The sequence below is a fragment of the Companilactobacillus sp. y65-5 genome (assembly GCF_057541095.1).
In genome coordinates this window covers 508,417-524,242 of the sequence record NZ_BAAJOA010000001.1, presented here as the reverse complement: position 1 = coordinate 524,242, position 15,826 = coordinate 508,417, and the positions used below count along the sequence as shown (strand labels likewise).

Genomic DNA, 15,826 nt, shown 5'->3' with positions numbered 1-15,826 from the left:
AAGGATTGACATTTCTTACAATGCTAGTAAAATAAATCATTAAAAATTCGAACGTGGAGGTAAACACTATGAAAAAATACTGTGTCTCATTAGACAAGAAGAAGCATCTGTTTACCGTCGTAGAGAAAGATAACAAAAAAAATTCTGCATGCGGTAAATCGATCGAAGAAGCCGTCAATAAACTGATTAAGAAAAGTGCATAGTTTTAGTTATCGGATTCATAATTAAATTAATTTAAGAAGCTGCTTGTATTATATAAGTAGCTTTTTTGTTACACTTGGATTACCACAAAGATGTTTGGAGGAGCACCTATGAAGAGAGGAATCGAATTAGATATTATCGTTTCAGATGCAAAGCAAACTGTCGAAATGTTTCAACAAGTATTCAATTTAGAAGTATTAAATGTACAAGATACCGTCAATCCTCAAGATACGATTTTGGTAAATATGGAGGGGATGTCAGTGCATTTCTTGACTGTTAATAAAGAAGTTGGATTTGAACTACCTGCTAGTACACCTAATTCTCCATGGGTAAATGTCATTGTAGATGATATTGAGAGTACCTGCGATAATGCAGTCAAAGCGGGATTTGAATTAGTTGTTCCTATCACTAAAGAACCATATGAAGGCTTGAAATATATGGTTTTACAAGATACAGATAAGTATCAATGGATGGTTTATCAGGCGGAATAAGGTTGTTACAAAAAATTTTAGTTAAGGGGAGAGAATAGTGTTTTTATTATTTTTATTGTTAACATTAGAATTTTCACTGTTATCATTCATACCATTCGTGTATGCCTTGATGCAGAACCACAGTTCTAAATTACGGGTCCAGTCACATGTCTTAGTTCAGCTAGTGCTATTTTTGGTTATGTTGTTCTTCGTGTACTTCTCAGGACCAGATCAAACTTGGAAAGTTGTTCTAGAAGTCAATCTGCTGCTACTGGCCATTTCATCTGCTGTTCACGGTGTGATCGTCGCGATTTCAAAGCGTGAAGTCCATCGGATCGAAGGAAATTTCTTGATGCTGGCGGTAAGTGCTGGTGTAGCTCTAGGAATACTAGTATTGCTGATCATCGGAGCAGGATATGCAACTACGAAATCCGTTGCTCGAATTACCGACGTAACAGAGAATACTTCGACTAAGAATGCACCGATGCCAGTTATTAACTCACAAAGTAAAGAAGTACCGGTTGTTAATTCGTATAAGACGGTTCGCAATCAAATGCAGAACTCACTGTCTAACGTTCCAGACTCTAATGTATACTCATTGAATCATGCTAGAGTTCAGTTTTATCATGGAAAGTTAGTTTATATTGCACCATTAGATTTTGATGGCTCATTCTTCAGATATTATCATTACAAAAAAGTTCCTGGTTATTTTGTAGTGGATGCAACATCTAAAAATGCAAAACCAAAATTCATTAAAAAGAGCATGCGCTATACACCATCGGCGTATTTTGGTCACGATGCCTCTCGTAAGATCTACGCTTCGATTGCTGGTAGAGGTTTAGTGATTTCTGGTAGCTCACCACAATTGGAGATCAATGAATCAGGACATCCTTACTACGTTCAAACGTTGTACAAGCAATATGGATTATCGACACGTAAGAATTATCGCAAGATCTATGTTGCAGTTTTAGATTCAGTCACTGGTAAAGTCAAAGTTTACAAACAAGGTGACGAACCTAAGTGGATCGATGTCACATTTGACCCTAACATTGCTAGTAGCAAAGTTTATTCATATGCTGCTGAACGTAACGGCTGGTGGAATGCTCATGGATTCGGTGGCTCTCGTCTGGGAGTTATGAAGTCAGTTGAAAATGTCGGTATTGAAGGTGAGGAAGAGATTTTCACACCTATTGCTTATAAAGGTAGTATTTATTATTTCACGTCTATGACTAGTAATAATAAGAAACAAACGTCAGTCTTAGGTTATATGTATGTTAATGCCAAGACAGGTAAAACGTACTATTATCGTGAAGGTGAAGATGCAATGACGCCAAATCGTGCTGATAGTTTGGCTGAGAATCGGATGAAGCAGACGCAGTGGAAGGCTAATATGCCATTGCTGTACCGAATCGATGGCAAGCCAACATGGGTAGTCTCGATGATCGACGATAACGGGGCTTTCATGTCCTACGTCTACTTACTGGCTGATGGTAATGGAACACAAGACACAGTTGCGGTTGGTACCGATGCTAAGACTACACTTCAAAAGTATCGTAACTTGTTCAATTCCAACCTAGGAACTGCAAGTTCTTCATATTCTGGAAAAAAGCAAAAGTTCACTGGTACTATTAAGCGAGTCGTCAAGGTGAATAATGGCGAAGTCGCATTTTTGATGAACGATAATGAAAATGTCTTCTATGCATCTATTAAAAACTATCCTAGAAATATGTTCATTCAAACTGGAGATGAGGTCAGTTTCACCGGTTATTTGGACGGAAATACGGTAGTTGTGGTGAAAGATATCAATAATCAGAGTCTTTAATGATTTTTATTAAATAAAATTATTTTAATGTATTGACAGAACAACATATTAACAGGTAAAATGTTAATTGTTGTTTGATTGCCCGTTGGTCAAATGGTTTAAGACGCCACCCTCTCAAGGTGGAGTTGAGGGTTCGATTCCCTCACGGGTGATATTGTACTAAATTCCACTACATTTTATTTTTATAAAAGGGTCGTAAACGTTGAGTTTACGGCTTTTTTGTTTTTCAAGGGTTCACTCGAATTCACTCGAAATAAACTTTTGTCCCACAAATCCCCCACAAATAATATTTTAATTGAGTTCGTTTTGAAGTACTTCCATGGCCTTTTCTTCCTGTTTTTCTTTAGCTTTTTGAAGTAGATGAGAATAAATATTTAAAGTTATGCCCACATTTTTATGTCCAAGTCGTTGAGATACATATGCAATGTCTACACCGTGAGAAATTAATATAGATGCGTGTGTATGTCTCAATCCATGAAAAGTAATTATGTTTTTAGATTTAACTTGATCAGTCAATTTAGTATTAAGGTTCTTATTAACAGCATTATCTGATATTATTTGATGATTAGCATTTCTGAATACTAAATTATCATCATCTCGGTACCCTTGTTTTAAAAATAATTCGCGTTGTTGTTTTTTTAAAATTCTTAAAATAGTAATTAATTTATCGGATATTCTGATCGTTCTATTCGATGATTCTGTTTTTGTATCTTTAAACCCGCTAGAGCCATTATAATCGTATCCATTGACTATTGAGACGGTTTTAGTTCCAATGTGTACGTTATTCCAAGTAAGACCAGAAACTTCTCCTATGCGACAGCCAGTCATCAATCCGAAGAGTATTTCATAGTTACTCATGGCACTCATATCGAGATTTTCCATACAAAGAGCTTTTAGTTTTTTAGCTTCATTTTCATCAATATATTTTAGTTCTGATGATTTACTTTCAACTTTAGAAGAAATAGAGATATTATGAGTGAAATTGGTAAATACAATTCTTTCATCAACGGCTTCTTGTACAATAGCTCTAATTCTACTGTTAAGTTTAGAAGTACTCTCTCTGACGTGTGTTTTTCCGTATTTAGTAATCATTTTTTGATAATCAGCCTTTGTAACATCTTTGAGTTTTGTATCTTTAAAATGATTTTGTATCTCAATAGGAATTAACGAATAAATATAATAACTGTGTTCGCTAATATGATCTTTTTTATAAGTTTCAATCCACATTTGAGCATAGTCATGAAAAGTTATATTTTCTTTTTGTGTTATACCTGATTGATGATATTTTAATTCAAGTATTTCCCCAGCTCTTCTAGCAGATTTTGAAGTTTTAAAACCAGATTTCGATATGGAGTGTTTCTTATCATTATCATCATAGTATCGTATTCGATAAGTCCAAGTATATTTCTTGGGGTCTTTCTTGTTATATCGCTTGTAAACTTCCATAATACATTTCCTCCAATATGTTATACTAAAGGAGCTAAAAAGGGCGCAGTAGTCCCGTTTAGTATATATCTTAGTTAAAGTCATATCCCACAACTTTGGTCGGTAGGGGGATATGGCTTTTTTTGTTTTTAATTATTCGTTATACCATTTAAATTCAGTGTATTTAGTCATTCTTGAATGACCTATTGCGGTAGTACCGATATAAATTGAAACGTATAGATTAAAGATTTAGTAATTGAATTTTCTTTTTATCAAAATCTTCTTGGGTAATGATTCCATCATCAAGAAGAGTCTTATACTTTCGTATTTCATCAGCATTATTGTTAGAAATATTATTTGATTGATTTTCACTACGTGATTGATTGTCATTGATAATTCTGTCAAGAAGATTACACCAAGAATCTAATTGACCTTTTGCCCCCTGAAATGTAAGTGAGTCGGGTTTGGTTTCTGTTGATAACATTGTAACTTCGAATGAACTACCGTTTGATAAAAATACAGTTAGATTGATATTACTAATTACGTCATATTGTTTGCCGCCGGTAACTGCACCGACAATGGCACCAGCACCTCCGAAGAGAATACTTCCCGTGACCGCACGTGCAACACCATGATGTTTTTTAACTTCATGACCATCAATATTAGGAGTATAGCCAGTTATATCTTGGAAATAATATAATTTTTGTTGCTTAAATCCAAGTTTTCTCATTGCAATTTTAGAAGTGAAATCGGCATACAATCCATCAGCGTTAATCGCTCTATCTATATCAAATTCATTTTCATTATTTTCAAAAACTGGGGTATTAATAATTTGACCAGATTGATCATAATATTTTATTTTTTCTAAAAGTTCATTAGTAATCATATGTGAAAGTTTCAAGTTTTCCATTTCAGAAAATGGAACATAAAATCCTAATGCCTTTGCAACTCGTGGGGTACAAAACTTACAAATAATACCATCGCTTATTTGAATGAAAGAACTAAACATTCCAATTTTATTACCACAGACTACGCATCGCTTTGACATGTTTTACCTCCTATTATTCAGCTTTTAATGTCAATCAGTATTTGGACATCAAATATATCTAATTAATTTTGAACTTTCTATCAAGGTATTGAGTAAAAGCGATCAGTTCATAACCATATTGAATTGCATCTTCACCAAAGCGATTTTTGCCATCTAATCCTTTAACATGACGGTTACTAAAACAATCTGCTGCTTTTTCTAGTAATACGACTCTTAGATCAATTTCTTTTTTAATTTTCATATTCGATACTCCAATTAAATTTTTTTCATATCAAATCCATGATAAAGATTAAATCTATAACCCTTGTAATCAAAGACACATCCGCGTGTAATTCGATAAGTATCAATAGCCTTCCATATATACTTTACAGTACATTCAAAGAATTCAGCCATTTCCCAAGGAGTAGTTATATCAGCACGATAGCAGGCAATAAGTCCATCAAGATCAACAATCATAACATAGCCGCGCTTACGAGCTTGAAGTTCCTGACGTCTATTTGATAGTATCCTTTGGTCAGTTATATCGCCAACAGTGGTTTCGTAATGACCAATTTCTTCACCAATTTGATTGACCATTTCAGAATAGGTCTGGTTAATACTAAGACGTATTTCATTGCCAACAGTTAACCCACCTAAGCCTTTAGGCATATTATCAAAAATAAAATTAATGCGATTATCATTCACACCCATTAGTTGTTCAAGTCTATTCATTCTTACCATCTCTTTGACTTTTAACAAAATCAATATATTTCATAATATCTCTCATTTCTTCTTCAGTTACATCATCATCAATATGTGCTGCAATGGCATCTAAATTTGAATTTGTTGGTTTTGGCTCGTTCAAAAGCTTTGATTTCGGAATTTTCCAATGTTGTGCTAATTGTTCTATTGATCCAGCACGAGGCATCTTTTTTCCGTTTTCCCAATCACTAATGGTACTTTGGGATGATCCGATTGATTCTGCCAATTGAACAGATGTTTCATTGTGTAAATCACGATATTTTTTAATATTTTTTCCAATTATTTGTTTTAATTCATCTGTCATGATTTTTGTTTTTTCTTTCTATAAAATGTTTATGATTTGAGTATATCACTTTAAGACTATATATCAATGCGTTATGCCACTTTTATATTACTTAATGCGATTTTTAACTTGCAATATCGCTTTACGCGATATATACTCATTTGTGTTGAGCGAAAGGAGGTGCAAAAAATGCCACTTGAACAGATGATGACACTTAAAGCTTTGCGAGTACGAAGCGGACTAACCCAAGAACAAGTTGCTAGTATGTTGAATCTAAACCGAAACACGATTATGAAATGGGAAAGAGATGCAAGCGATATGCCAATAAAATATATGAGTCAATTTTCTGAGATTTATAAATACTCATTGGATTCTATTTTTTTTGGAGATTCAATCGCTTTAAGCGATAAATTGAATAAAGGAGATAAAGACAATGCCACAAACAATTAAAGCAGAAATTGTCATGGAACTTTCGCCAGACCAAGTAATCATTACTAAAACTGAATTTAATGAATATCAGTCTTTGAAAGATGAGGGACGTTGGTGGAATTCAGCAGATATATATGATCGCTATCATCATAGGATGGATTGGATGAAAGAAAATATTTTAAATCCATATAAACGTGAGTTAGATGCAAAAAATGGTGGATGTGTTCATTATGCAGACCCAGAAAATGGAAAGTTTTGGAGCTTTGAACCGAAACGTTTTAAGAAATTTATGGAAGAAAATTTTTCGAAAATAAATAAGTAGGTGATGAATATGGTTGGATGGACAATCTTAGTAGCAATTGTGAGCTCGGGAACAAGTTATCTATTTATGAGATATAGAACATTGAAAAATATTATTTTGGCGTTAACAGATTTTACTGATGAGGATTTAAAAAAATGGAAATTTTAAAAGGAATTACATTATTGATTATGGTAATAACAATTTCAAGTTTAATGATTAAATTCCTTAATGAATATAAATAAAAAAACACCCGGGGGTGTTCTAAATGGAGAATATGTTAATTTATTTCATTGTTCGTGAATCAAATAATATTCCGCTCGTTGTAGATGAAAATGCTGATACACAATCATTTTTTAATAAAAAGTTGATAAATAAAATTAGAACAAACTATAACTATGAAGGTCCAATTTACAGATTATATCAAGGAACAATATTTAATCTTACTCATGAAACTGTTTAAGCACCAAGAAGACGCCCTAGACGCCACAGAGCAGTTTAATCGAGTGGCGTACTACTTAGACATGGGCTTAGGTAAAACGTTTGTAGGCTCTGAAAAGCTGTGGGAATTGAACACAGCTTACAACTTAATAATTTGCCAAAAATCAAAGATTAACGATTGGGTGGATCACTTTCAACAATACTATTCTGACGACTATCAGGTTATCAAATACACAAACCAAACCGTTTCACAGATTCCCCAAAATTCTATTTTGGTAGTCAACTACGAAACAGCGTGGAGACGCCCCCAATTGTTACGTTTAAGGGATTTCACTTTGATGTTAGATGAATCATCAAAGATTAAGAATGAGCGCTCTAATCAATCAAAATTCATTCTTAAATTGAAACCTGAAAACGTGATTTTACTTAGCGGAACGCCCACAGGTGGCAAGTATGAAGAACTTTGGAGTCAATTGCATTTGTTAGGTTGGAACATCAAAAAAACCGTGTTTTTAAATCAATACACGGTTCAAAAATGGGATCCGATCATTGGACATTTTAAAATAGTTGGCTACAAAAATGTTGATAGACTAATACAAAAACTTCATCAATATGGTGCGGTTTTCATGAAATCCGAAGAAGTTTTTGACTTACCCAAAAAAAATGAAGTCTATGTTAAATGCAAAAATACCGCTGATTACAAGAAGTTTGCCAAAGACCATTATTTAGTTGTTGATGGTCAAGAAATAATTGGCGATACTGCCGCCACAGCAAAACTATATTTGAGACAATTCGCCGGAATTTACAACAAAAATAAATTATTGCAAGTCGAAGATCTAATTAGTAGCACTAACGATAGATTAATCATTTTTTACAATTTTAAATCTGAATACGAAGCATTGTACAAAATCTGCAAAAAATTAAAACGACCGATCGCAACAATGAACGGTTCTTTGAAAGACATGAAAGCATATGAAAATGAATCAAATAGCGTTTCATTAGTGCAATATCAAGCCGGCGCAATGGGATTGAACTTGCAAAAAGCTAATAAGATTATCTATTTCACGTTAACAGATAAGTCGGAACTATTTGAACAGTCCAAGAAGCGTATTCACCGAATTGGTCAAGAAAAACCATGTTTCTACTATTATTTGTTAACGACCGGTTCAATCGAATGGCGAATGTTGGAATTTTTAAAAATGAGAAAGAACTACACAGATAAATTATTTGAGAAAGAAGTGTTTTAGCATGAACGAATTAGAAAAATTTAACGACCAAAACGTTGGCTTAATGATCACTTATGCTCATTTGAAAGAGGCTATCACTGATTTGAATCAAAAAGAAAAAAAGCTAAAAAGTGACCTGTTAGAACAAATGCAAAAATATGATATTAAATCAATCGACAACGATATTTTAAAGATCACGAAGGTAGAAGCCTCTGAATCGACAAGCGTAGACTTAAAAACTTTTAAAGCTCACGAACCTGTTGAATATGCGCAATTATTAGTTGATTATCCCAAAACGACTAAGCGCAGTGAATCAATTCGGATCACGGTGAAATAATGCCAAAAGTTAGTGAAGCACAATTTCAAAAACAGGTCATTAAATTTTTAAAAGATAATGATATTTGGTACGTCAAATACTGGGGCGGTGCCCAATTTACCAAAGAGGGCATACCCGATATTTTAGCCTGTATTAACGGTGTGTTCCACGGTATTGAATTAAAGTCTGATGGGACAAGCTACAATGAGACAAAATTACAAGCGCTAAATTTAGATCGAATAAATCAAAATGGCGGAATGGGCTACGTCTTACGACCGACAAAGACACCATCAATAAAACACAAAGAATTTAACTATGATTGTTTAAACTTCAGTACGTGGAAAGATCTATTTTTTAAAGAAAGGTAGGTGACATAGTTGACACAATATAGTTACAGCCGAGTCGATCTATTTTTAAGGTGTCCATATCATTTCAAATTAAAATATATCGACGGTTTGGTAGAAATGCCAAAATATAACGCTGATAATCCTTTATTTCTTGGTCACGCTTTGCATAAAGGTATCGAATCAGGGTTAGACGCTATGAAAAAAGACTACTTTGGTTCGTTTCCAATCATAACAAATGAACAAATAAACGAATTTATGAAACTTGAAATTTTATTGCCAAGAGTCAATGAACTTTTAGATTCATTTAAAGACTGCGAAGCACAACACGAATATAAAATTTCAACGTCAAACTTTCTTGGGTTTGCGGATCTGATTTTAACAGCACCTGACGGAACGTCCACAGTTATAGACTTTAAATATTCTAACAATGTTAAAAACTACATGGATTCAGGACAGCTACATTTATATAAATATTATTTGGAAAAACAAGGTTTTAATGTAACACATCTCGGATATATCTTTATTCCCAAAACTGGTATCAAACAAGGTAAAAATGAAAGTCTATTCGAATTTAGAAAACGACTTATTGAAACAGTTGAAGCGTCAAACGTTCAACTAGTCCCAATTGAATACGATCCGTTACAAATTGTCTATTTTAGAAACGCGATTCAAAAAATTGAAAGTAGTACCGAATTTCCAAAAAACCCAAGCAACAAATGTTTTAGTTGTAATCCGAGATTCGCACCAAACTATTTAAATGCAATTCAAAACGAAAAAGGAGGCATTACAATGAAAATGCCAAAAAATGAACGAACTCAAAAAAAGATGGATCTAAAACCAGACATTTGGTTATATGCTGATTCATACGTTGGTAAAACAACGTTCATGGATCAATTTGATAATGTACTAATGCTGAATACTGACGGGAACACCGATAATATTACTAGCCCGGTTATTCCGATCATCGACCAAGTAACTAAAGAAGGTCGAATGGCTAAACGAAAGTTTGCTTGGCAAACATTTTTAGAGGTTATCACTGAATTAGAAATTGAAAATTCCGAAGGTTTTGAAACGGTGGTTTTAGATCTAATGGAAGACTTTCGGGAAGATTGCCGGAATTATATTATGGACAAATATAAATGGGAACATGAAAGTGACGGATCATATGGAAAAGGGTGGTCGATGGTAACTAAAGAATTTGATAATGCTATCAAACGATTGAAAGCGTGCGGTTTGCAAGTTGTCTACATCAGTAAAGAATTAAAGACCGATGTTACTTTGAGAAATGGTGCAGTTAGAACGACTTTTAAACCTAACGTTGATGATAAAACCGCCAATTTTTTGACTGGTACCGTGGATATTACAACTCGTGCATATGTTAATGATGAAGAACAACATTTACTACTGTTACAAAAACAGCCTAATATTTTTGGCGGTGGACGATTCGAATTTAAGGTTAAAGAGGTGGCGTTAGAAAAAGACGCGTTTATTGAAGCATTGAAAGAAGCTCAACCAAAAAACGCGATCGAACGAAAGACTGCCAAGGCAAAGAAGACCGCCAAACCAGAACCAACCCCTGAACCAGTAGCTGAATCAGAAATAGAAACAGAAACAAAGCCAAAAACTACCCGCCGCAGAACTCGAAAAACCACAACTGAAAGCGAACAAGTAACACCACCGGGTGAGATAGAACCCGAAGTAGAAACAAAAACAGATGTAGAATCAGCTCAAGAAACGGCACCAGAGCTCGAAAAAGAAGAAAGACCACGCCGTAGACGCCGCAGAACGGCTAAGAAAGAGGAAGAATAATGCTAATAAATATTGATACTAATCAAATTGCAAACGAAGTAAACGAAAAACTTGTAAATGGGTTAAACCTTGATTTGAAATTAGATAATGATCAACAAAAAGAACTCAGTCAAAGCCTTCTTCAAGATTTTGAAGAAAAACCCGAATATTTTTCAAATTTATGTGAACAAGCGATTATTGAAGATTTACTACAAAAATCAATCACACAAATAAAACCGTTAGTACAACTACTACATCAATTGAAAGGAATAACCGACTATGATTAAAAAATTATCAAGAAAAGAAGTAATCTTTATCACTGAACAAAACGAGGCACTCGACTATGTTGACAAAAAATTAGAGGAAGAAGAAGGCCAATACATTTGTGGTCAACAAGTCACATTAAAAAGTAACAACAACGGTTCTTACTATCGTGTAGTTCTTGACTACAAATACAACACACCAGCCGGAATCATGGAAACAGACGAATTCTTAGATGCCGATATAACCGAAAACGCTGAAAAAGAGGTAGAAAAATAATGGCTTATAACTGGGATAAATTTGATAAAAATATCAACATGGATGAAATCAAGAAAGACATTGACGAAGCTGAAAGTAGTAGCGGTGACTACGCTGAAATTCCTGACGATGTTTACGAAGTTAGTGTTAACAAAATGGAATTAAAAGAGTCAAAAAAACATGATCCAATGCTATCAATCTGGTTCAAGATCGAAGCCGGCAGTTTTAAGGATAGTTTCATTTTTTATAACGGAGTCATGCAGCCAACGAGCCAATGGCTAGGTTTGCAGATTCATCGAAATACTGAAATGCTTAGAAGCCTTAATGTGTTCGAAGATGACGAAGTTAAATTTGACGGATTCAACGACTACAATGATCTAACTTTAGATATAGCTGAACAAGTTATTGATAATAATGAATTTCATTATCAGTTGAAACAATCGACTAATTCAAAGAATCCTGATTTTAAAGATATTGTAATCGAAAAGAAATTATAAGATCGTTCAACGGCGTAAGACGCTCGAATGGGGTGGGAAGCCCGTTAGTGTTGACTGTTAAATCGAGGTAAGTATTTATTGATCAAGATGGCCTCTAAGGCGACCGAACACCACTTAGCATTCATATCTTTACCTTGGACGGAGACCCAAACATGTAAACACCCCCAGCTGTTTCCATGACTTACATAATAATCTTTAATTTTTGGAGAAACACTTTTATTTATAATTATGTAATCATTGAGTCGTTTTCGAAGACCGCTATAAATTGACTGGCCGAGTCGCATTTCGGTTGTTTTTCCAATATACAGGATTTCATCTTTATCAGTAAAACAGTAAACTCCAAGTTGGTTTTTTAAAATGTCTGGTAATTCAGATATGTTTTTGTAATCTGACAATAGGCCTAAATCCATAAAGTCGGAATTAAATTGAAGATTATATTTAACATTTTTTATCATTATAAAAATTCTCCTTTAAGGAAGTGATTATATTTTATTTTATGACTTTGAAGTATTTTGTAAAGATTGGTTGGTTGTTATTCTTGATTCGGATAATCATCATAAAACAGTAATCGTAAATGATAAAAGTCAATTTCTTGATTTTTATGGTCAACATAAAACTGATATTTGGGTTGGGTTTAATAGTCGTCACTATGATCAATATATTGCCAAAGCAATCATCGCAGGCTTTGAACCGCAAGAAATAAATGATTTTATCATTAATCAAAATAAAATGGGTTGGCAGTTCAGTCAACAATTATTCAATATTAAATTTTTGAACTTTGATATTAACACGATCCGGAGACAATCACTCAAGCAACTAGAAGCATTTATGGGTGATGATATTGAAGAAAGTAAGATAGATTTTACGATCAAACGCAAATTAACCGATCCTGAAATTGATGAAGTAATTAAATATTGCACTCACGATGTTGAGGAAACAATAAACGTTTTTCTTGAACGAAGTGAAGAATTTGAAACTACGATAGGTTTGATAAAAACTTTTAAGCTACCTATTAAATACATTGGGAAAACCAAAGCTCAATTATCAGCGATTATTTTAGATGCTAGGCAACCGCATATTCAACACGATGACGAAATGGATTATAGTTTTCCCGATACAATGAGAATCAGTAAATATAGTGACGTTGTCGATTTTTACGAAACGGCTGATAGCTATGAACAAAGTTATGAACGAATCGTTGCCGGTGTTAATCACGTTTTTGCATGGGGTGGGCTGCATGGTGCAAAAGAAAATTATCACGCTACCGGCACCATTATCAACGTGGATGTTGGCAGCTACTATCCTACGATCATGGTTCAGTACGGGTACATAAGTCGAAATATTTCTAATCCAAAAAAGTTTGCTGAAATATTGAAAACTAGACTTGAATATAAAGCAAATAAAGACCCACGGCAAGCACCTTACAAGATTGTTTTAAACTCGACTTATGGCGCTACTAAGGATAAATATAACGGCTTGTACGACCCACGTCAGGCTAATAACGTATGTATCGCCGGCATGATGTTGTTACTTGATTTAATTGAGAAACTAGAACCTTACGTTGAATTAATTCAATCTAATACAGATGGTTTATACATTCGTTTATTAGATGATAAATACTTTGATACGGTTGATGACATTTGTTCAGAATGGGAAGGACGTACAGGTATGAGCCTCGAATTTAAATACTTCGATGAAGTTATACAAAAAGATGTTAACAATTATATCATGATCAATCATGAATCAGGTTATGTTAAGACTAAAGGTTCATACGTTAAAGGACTTAGTAACTTGGATTATGACCTTCCAATAATTAACACGGCAATTGTTAAATACTTTACTGATGGAATTTCAGTTAGACAGACTATTGAAGAATGTAATGACTTACATCAGTTTCAAAAAGTTGTTAAGTTGAGCTACAAATATGATGGTGTTGCACTCGGATATGACACGTGTTCTGGTCAGCATAAGTTGGTAAAAAAAATACCTGGTAAAGTTCAACGAGTATTCGCTAGTAAAGATAAGAATGATTTACAACTATTTAAATTAAAAAAAGGTTCATTAGAAAAAATAGGATTTGTTCCAAAACATGGCTTTATTGACAACGGAAATGTCAAAAATAAAAAAATACCACCCACATTAGATCTGAAATGGTATATCAGATTAGCAGAATCAAGAATTAAAGATTTCGAAGGGGGTTAACATGGATCAGATTTTAGATTTACTACATTCAATTGAAGAAGATTTTGATAGCGTTGTTAAATGCCCGCTAAATGATCCGAGACTTTTGAAACTTCAAAAAATGAATGAAAATCAACATAAACACCCAAAACATATCAAGTCTAAATATGACATTAAAGGTATTCAACGTGATTTAGACCGAGGGTTGAACAAGTTAGAAATAGTTCGCAAGTATCACATACCAATGAACTACTTGCATCAATTAATTAGGAAACAAACCTTACATGAAACTCACAAACCAAAAATGATTAGAAGTTTTTGTTATTACAAAGTTTTGGAAGGTAAAACGATCATCGCTGAAGGGACGCAAGTTGAGATATGTCAGCAGATGAACATCACACGTCAACATTTTTATAAAATTTATAACAGACGTGTTCCTAATTTCAGTGTTAAAAAAATTAAGAAATGTCAAGTTAGAGGTGAAAAATGATGATAGATCCACATATTGAAACAAAAATTTTGAACGACATTTTTAAAAATTATGAGGTTAAAGGGGAGTATATACAGCCAAAAGAATTTGATTTACCAGATTGCGTTAAAAATCGAATTAAGTTTTTTGATGATCAAGTAGAAACAGGTGGGTTGAGTTTTATTGGGGTGTTAACACTTATATTTTCTTATGATGAAGAGCGTTGCAAAAAAGATTGTGAATTTGGCGGTGAATGGCTGGCACCATCGCCTGAATTTAAAGAATGGCGTGATGAAACGTTTAGTTCACTAAAAGAATTGCAAGTAGCAGCTTATCTATTGTTTGGAAATCGAGGTATTCATAAATGAGAAAGATATATTATTTTACTGATGATATGAAGGAAAATTTTAAAGTTTGGAAAAATAAATATTTCGATGGTGATATTTTGGGACTACTTCAATTTTATTTTGATGATCATACACTTTCAGAATTACAAGACTACCCTGATAGCTTGACAACCAATAAAGAAAAAGGTCAATTCATTAAAGATTTCATTGATCTGATCAATGATGATGCTGTGTTTGGTGAAAAATTATATAAAGTTAATTTATTAGCAGGTGAAAATGATGAAGATGACGGCTGGTATGGAAATACGTTTTATAAACCGGAGTTTTCAAATCGATATTTAGCAAGAGTTTTCACTCAATCTGAAATTGATACCAATTATCCACAATTTGATCAATTCAAAGTTGAGCTAAATGAAGAAGAGGTATGGGAATATGAACAATGTAATTAAAATTCAAGACGGCATTTTATATATTGATGATATTGAAATTAAAAATGTTTCTAATATATCTATCTATGATCAAAAAGGCAGTGTTCGTATTGGAATTACATTTTTAAGTAAGAGTGAGGATAAAACTGATGACTGAAATAATTACAAGAATAATTTTTAGTATTATATTACTCTCTTTATTTTTTGAACATTACAAATATACAAAAAATCTTTTGGAACAAAATAGGTTATTGAAACATCAAAATGAAATTATTAGAGAACAGAACAACAATCTTTTTGATATTTCTATAGATAACAATCAGATCTTACAAGAGGTTTTAAAATGGTCGAAATAGATATTTATTATGAAGATGAATTTGAAGATTTGCAGGTCACACAAGCTCTTATTAATCCTAAGCATGTTTGTTCGATTGAAGAAGTTGATGAGTACGATGATTTATATTTCTTAGTTATGCCTTGGGGTAAAGGATACATGATAGATTCTGATACTAAACACATGCTGTTTAAGTAGTTATCAGTTATAGGAAAG

Annotated in this window: 24 protein-coding genes and 1 tRNA gene; 19 read left to right on the top strand and 6 right to left on the bottom strand. The window is 33.4% G+C overall.

All coding sequences use genetic code 11. The features are described 5' to 3' along the window. Window positions 1-68 precede the first annotated feature (68 nt). The 4 genes from AC27FM_RS02730 to AC27FM_RS02715 all read left to right on the top strand — a co-directional run bounded on the left by AC27FM_RS02730 (window position 69) and on the right by AC27FM_RS02715 (window position 2,645). Window positions 69-203: a hypothetical protein gene (locus AC27FM_RS02730; RefSeq protein WP_487085795.1), complete on the top strand. Its 135-nt coding sequence runs from the start codon at window positions 69-71 to the stop codon at window positions 201-203. A 108-nt stretch (window positions 204-311) separates the two neighbouring features. Continuing rightward, the gene (locus AC27FM_RS02725) at window positions 312-692 is read left to right on the top strand and encodes a VOC family protein (protein WP_487085794.1); all 381 of its coding nucleotides are present in this window, start codon (window positions 312-314) and stop codon (window positions 690-692) included. A 37-nt stretch (window positions 693-729) separates the two neighbouring features. Continuing rightward, window positions 730-2,493, top strand: coding sequence for a hypothetical protein (locus AC27FM_RS02720; RefSeq protein ID WP_487085793.1), 1,764 nt, complete (start codon window positions 730-732; stop codon window positions 2,491-2,493). Between the two features lie 79 nt (window positions 2,494-2,572). After that, window positions 2,573-2,645, top strand: a tRNA-Glu gene (locus tag AC27FM_RS02715). 139 nt (window positions 2,646-2,784) lie between these two features. Here the strand turns inward: AC27FM_RS02715 and AC27FM_RS02710 are convergent. From AC27FM_RS02710 to AC27FM_RS02690, 5 genes are all read right to left on the bottom strand, one after another. Then, a complete protein-coding gene (locus AC27FM_RS02710; protein ID WP_487085792.1) occupies window positions 2,785-3,939 on the bottom strand; it encodes a tyrosine-type recombinase/integrase in 1,155 nt (384 codons plus the stop codon). A 220-nt stretch (window positions 3,940-4,159) separates the two neighbouring features. Next, the gene (locus AC27FM_RS02705; protein ID WP_487085791.1) at window positions 4,160-4,966 is read right to left on the bottom strand and encodes an SHOCT domain-containing protein; all 807 of its coding nucleotides are present in this window, start codon (window positions 4,964-4,966) and stop codon (window positions 4,160-4,162) included. Between the two features lie 58 nt (window positions 4,967-5,024). Then, complete coding sequence (locus AC27FM_RS02700) at window positions 5,025-5,207, bottom strand: hypothetical protein (protein ID WP_487085790.1); 183 nt, start codon at window positions 5,205-5,207, stop codon at window positions 5,025-5,027. Between the two features lie 14 nt (window positions 5,208-5,221). Next, on the bottom strand, window positions 5,222-5,677 hold the full coding sequence (locus AC27FM_RS02695; protein WP_487085789.1) for an ImmA/IrrE family metallo-endopeptidase: 456 nt from the start codon (window positions 5,675-5,677) through the stop codon (window positions 5,222-5,224). Beyond that, window positions 5,670-6,011: a helix-turn-helix domain-containing protein gene (locus tag AC27FM_RS02690; RefSeq protein WP_487085788.1), complete on the bottom strand. Its 342-nt coding sequence runs from the start codon at window positions 6,009-6,011 to the stop codon at window positions 5,670-5,672. The genes AC27FM_RS02695 and AC27FM_RS02690 overlap by 8 nt, the downstream gene beginning before the upstream one ends. A gap of 168 nt (window positions 6,012-6,179) precedes the next feature. Between AC27FM_RS02690 and AC27FM_RS02685 the strand changes: the two genes are divergently transcribed. The 9 genes from AC27FM_RS02685 to AC27FM_RS02645 all read left to right on the top strand — a co-directional run bounded on the left by AC27FM_RS02685 (window position 6,180) and on the right by AC27FM_RS02645 (window position 11,851). Further along, window positions 6,180-6,440, top strand: coding sequence for a helix-turn-helix transcriptional regulator (locus tag AC27FM_RS02685; protein ID WP_487085787.1), 261 nt, complete (start codon window positions 6,180-6,182; stop codon window positions 6,438-6,440). After that, on the top strand, window positions 6,424-6,741 hold the full coding sequence (locus AC27FM_RS02680; RefSeq protein ID WP_487085786.1) for a DUF771 domain-containing protein: 318 nt from the start codon (window positions 6,424-6,426) through the stop codon (window positions 6,739-6,741). Before AC27FM_RS02685 ends, AC27FM_RS02680 begins: the two co-directional genes overlap by 17 nt. A gap of 374 nt (window positions 6,742-7,115) precedes the next feature. Beyond that, window positions 7,116-8,405, top strand: a complete 1,290-nt coding sequence (locus AC27FM_RS02675) for an SNF2-related protein (protein ID WP_487085785.1) — start codon at window positions 7,116-7,118, stop codon at window positions 8,403-8,405. 1 nt (window position 8,406) lies between these two features. Continuing rightward, entirely contained in the window at window positions 8,407-8,721 is a 315-nt protein-coding gene (locus AC27FM_RS02670; RefSeq protein WP_487085784.1) for a hypothetical protein, read from the top strand. Next, window positions 8,721-9,068, top strand: a complete 348-nt coding sequence (locus AC27FM_RS02665) for a hypothetical protein (RefSeq protein WP_487085783.1) — start codon at window positions 8,721-8,723, stop codon at window positions 9,066-9,068. The genes AC27FM_RS02670 and AC27FM_RS02665 overlap by 1 nt, the downstream gene beginning before the upstream one ends. Window positions 9,069-9,077: 9 nt before the next feature. Next, window positions 9,078-10,856 (top strand): AAA family ATPase, encoded by a 1,779-nt coding sequence (locus tag AC27FM_RS02660; protein WP_487085782.1) that lies wholly within the window; start codon window positions 9,078-9,080, stop codon window positions 10,854-10,856. Beyond that, a complete protein-coding gene (locus AC27FM_RS02655) occupies window positions 10,856-11,122 on the top strand; it encodes a hypothetical protein (RefSeq protein WP_487085781.1) in 267 nt (88 codons plus the stop codon). Before AC27FM_RS02660 ends, AC27FM_RS02655 begins: the two co-directional genes overlap by 1 nt. Continuing rightward, window positions 11,115-11,375, top strand: a complete 261-nt coding sequence (locus AC27FM_RS02650) for a hypothetical protein (protein WP_487085780.1) — start codon at window positions 11,115-11,117, stop codon at window positions 11,373-11,375. Before AC27FM_RS02655 ends, AC27FM_RS02650 begins: the two co-directional genes overlap by 8 nt. Continuing rightward, window positions 11,375-11,851 (top strand): hypothetical protein, encoded by a 477-nt coding sequence (locus tag AC27FM_RS02645; RefSeq protein ID WP_487085779.1) that lies wholly within the window; start codon window positions 11,375-11,377, stop codon window positions 11,849-11,851. The genes AC27FM_RS02650 and AC27FM_RS02645 overlap by 1 nt, the downstream gene beginning before the upstream one ends. 44 nt (window positions 11,852-11,895) lie before the next feature. Here the strand turns inward: AC27FM_RS02645 and AC27FM_RS02640 are convergent, their stop codons facing one another. Continuing rightward, entirely contained in the window at window positions 11,896-12,306 is a 411-nt protein-coding gene (locus tag AC27FM_RS02640) for a GIY-YIG nuclease family protein (protein ID WP_487085778.1), read from the bottom strand. A 70-nt stretch (window positions 12,307-12,376) separates the two neighbouring features. Between AC27FM_RS02640 and AC27FM_RS02635 the strand changes: the two genes are divergently transcribed. From AC27FM_RS02635 to AC27FM_RS02610, 6 genes are all read left to right on the top strand, one after another. Continuing rightward, on the top strand, window positions 12,377-14,053 hold the full coding sequence (locus AC27FM_RS02635) for a hypothetical protein (protein ID WP_487085777.1): 1,677 nt from the start codon (window positions 12,377-12,379) through the stop codon (window positions 14,051-14,053). A gap of 1 nt (window position 14,054) precedes the next feature. Continuing rightward, the gene (locus AC27FM_RS02630; RefSeq protein WP_487085776.1) at window positions 14,055-14,522 is read left to right on the top strand and encodes a hypothetical protein; all 468 of its coding nucleotides are present in this window, start codon (window positions 14,055-14,057) and stop codon (window positions 14,520-14,522) included. Then, entirely contained in the window at window positions 14,519-14,869 is a 351-nt protein-coding gene (locus tag AC27FM_RS02625; RefSeq protein WP_487085775.1) for a hypothetical protein, read from the top strand. Before AC27FM_RS02630 ends, AC27FM_RS02625 begins: the two co-directional genes overlap by 4 nt. Next, window positions 14,866-15,297 carry a hypothetical protein gene (locus tag AC27FM_RS02620; RefSeq protein ID WP_487085774.1) on the top strand — a complete coding sequence of 144 codons (432 nt, stop codon included), beginning with the start codon at window positions 14,866-14,868 and terminating at the stop codon, window positions 15,295-15,297. The genes AC27FM_RS02625 and AC27FM_RS02620 overlap by 4 nt, the downstream gene beginning before the upstream one ends. Further along, window positions 15,281-15,433, top strand: a complete 153-nt coding sequence (locus AC27FM_RS02615; protein ID WP_487085773.1) for a hypothetical protein — start codon at window positions 15,281-15,283, stop codon at window positions 15,431-15,433. Before AC27FM_RS02620 ends, AC27FM_RS02615 begins: the two co-directional genes overlap by 17 nt. A 186-nt stretch (window positions 15,434-15,619) precedes the next feature. Continuing rightward, entirely contained in the window at window positions 15,620-15,808 is a 189-nt protein-coding gene (locus tag AC27FM_RS02610; RefSeq protein WP_487085772.1) for a hypothetical protein, read from the top strand. The last annotated feature ends 18 nt before the right edge of the window (window positions 15,809-15,826 follow it).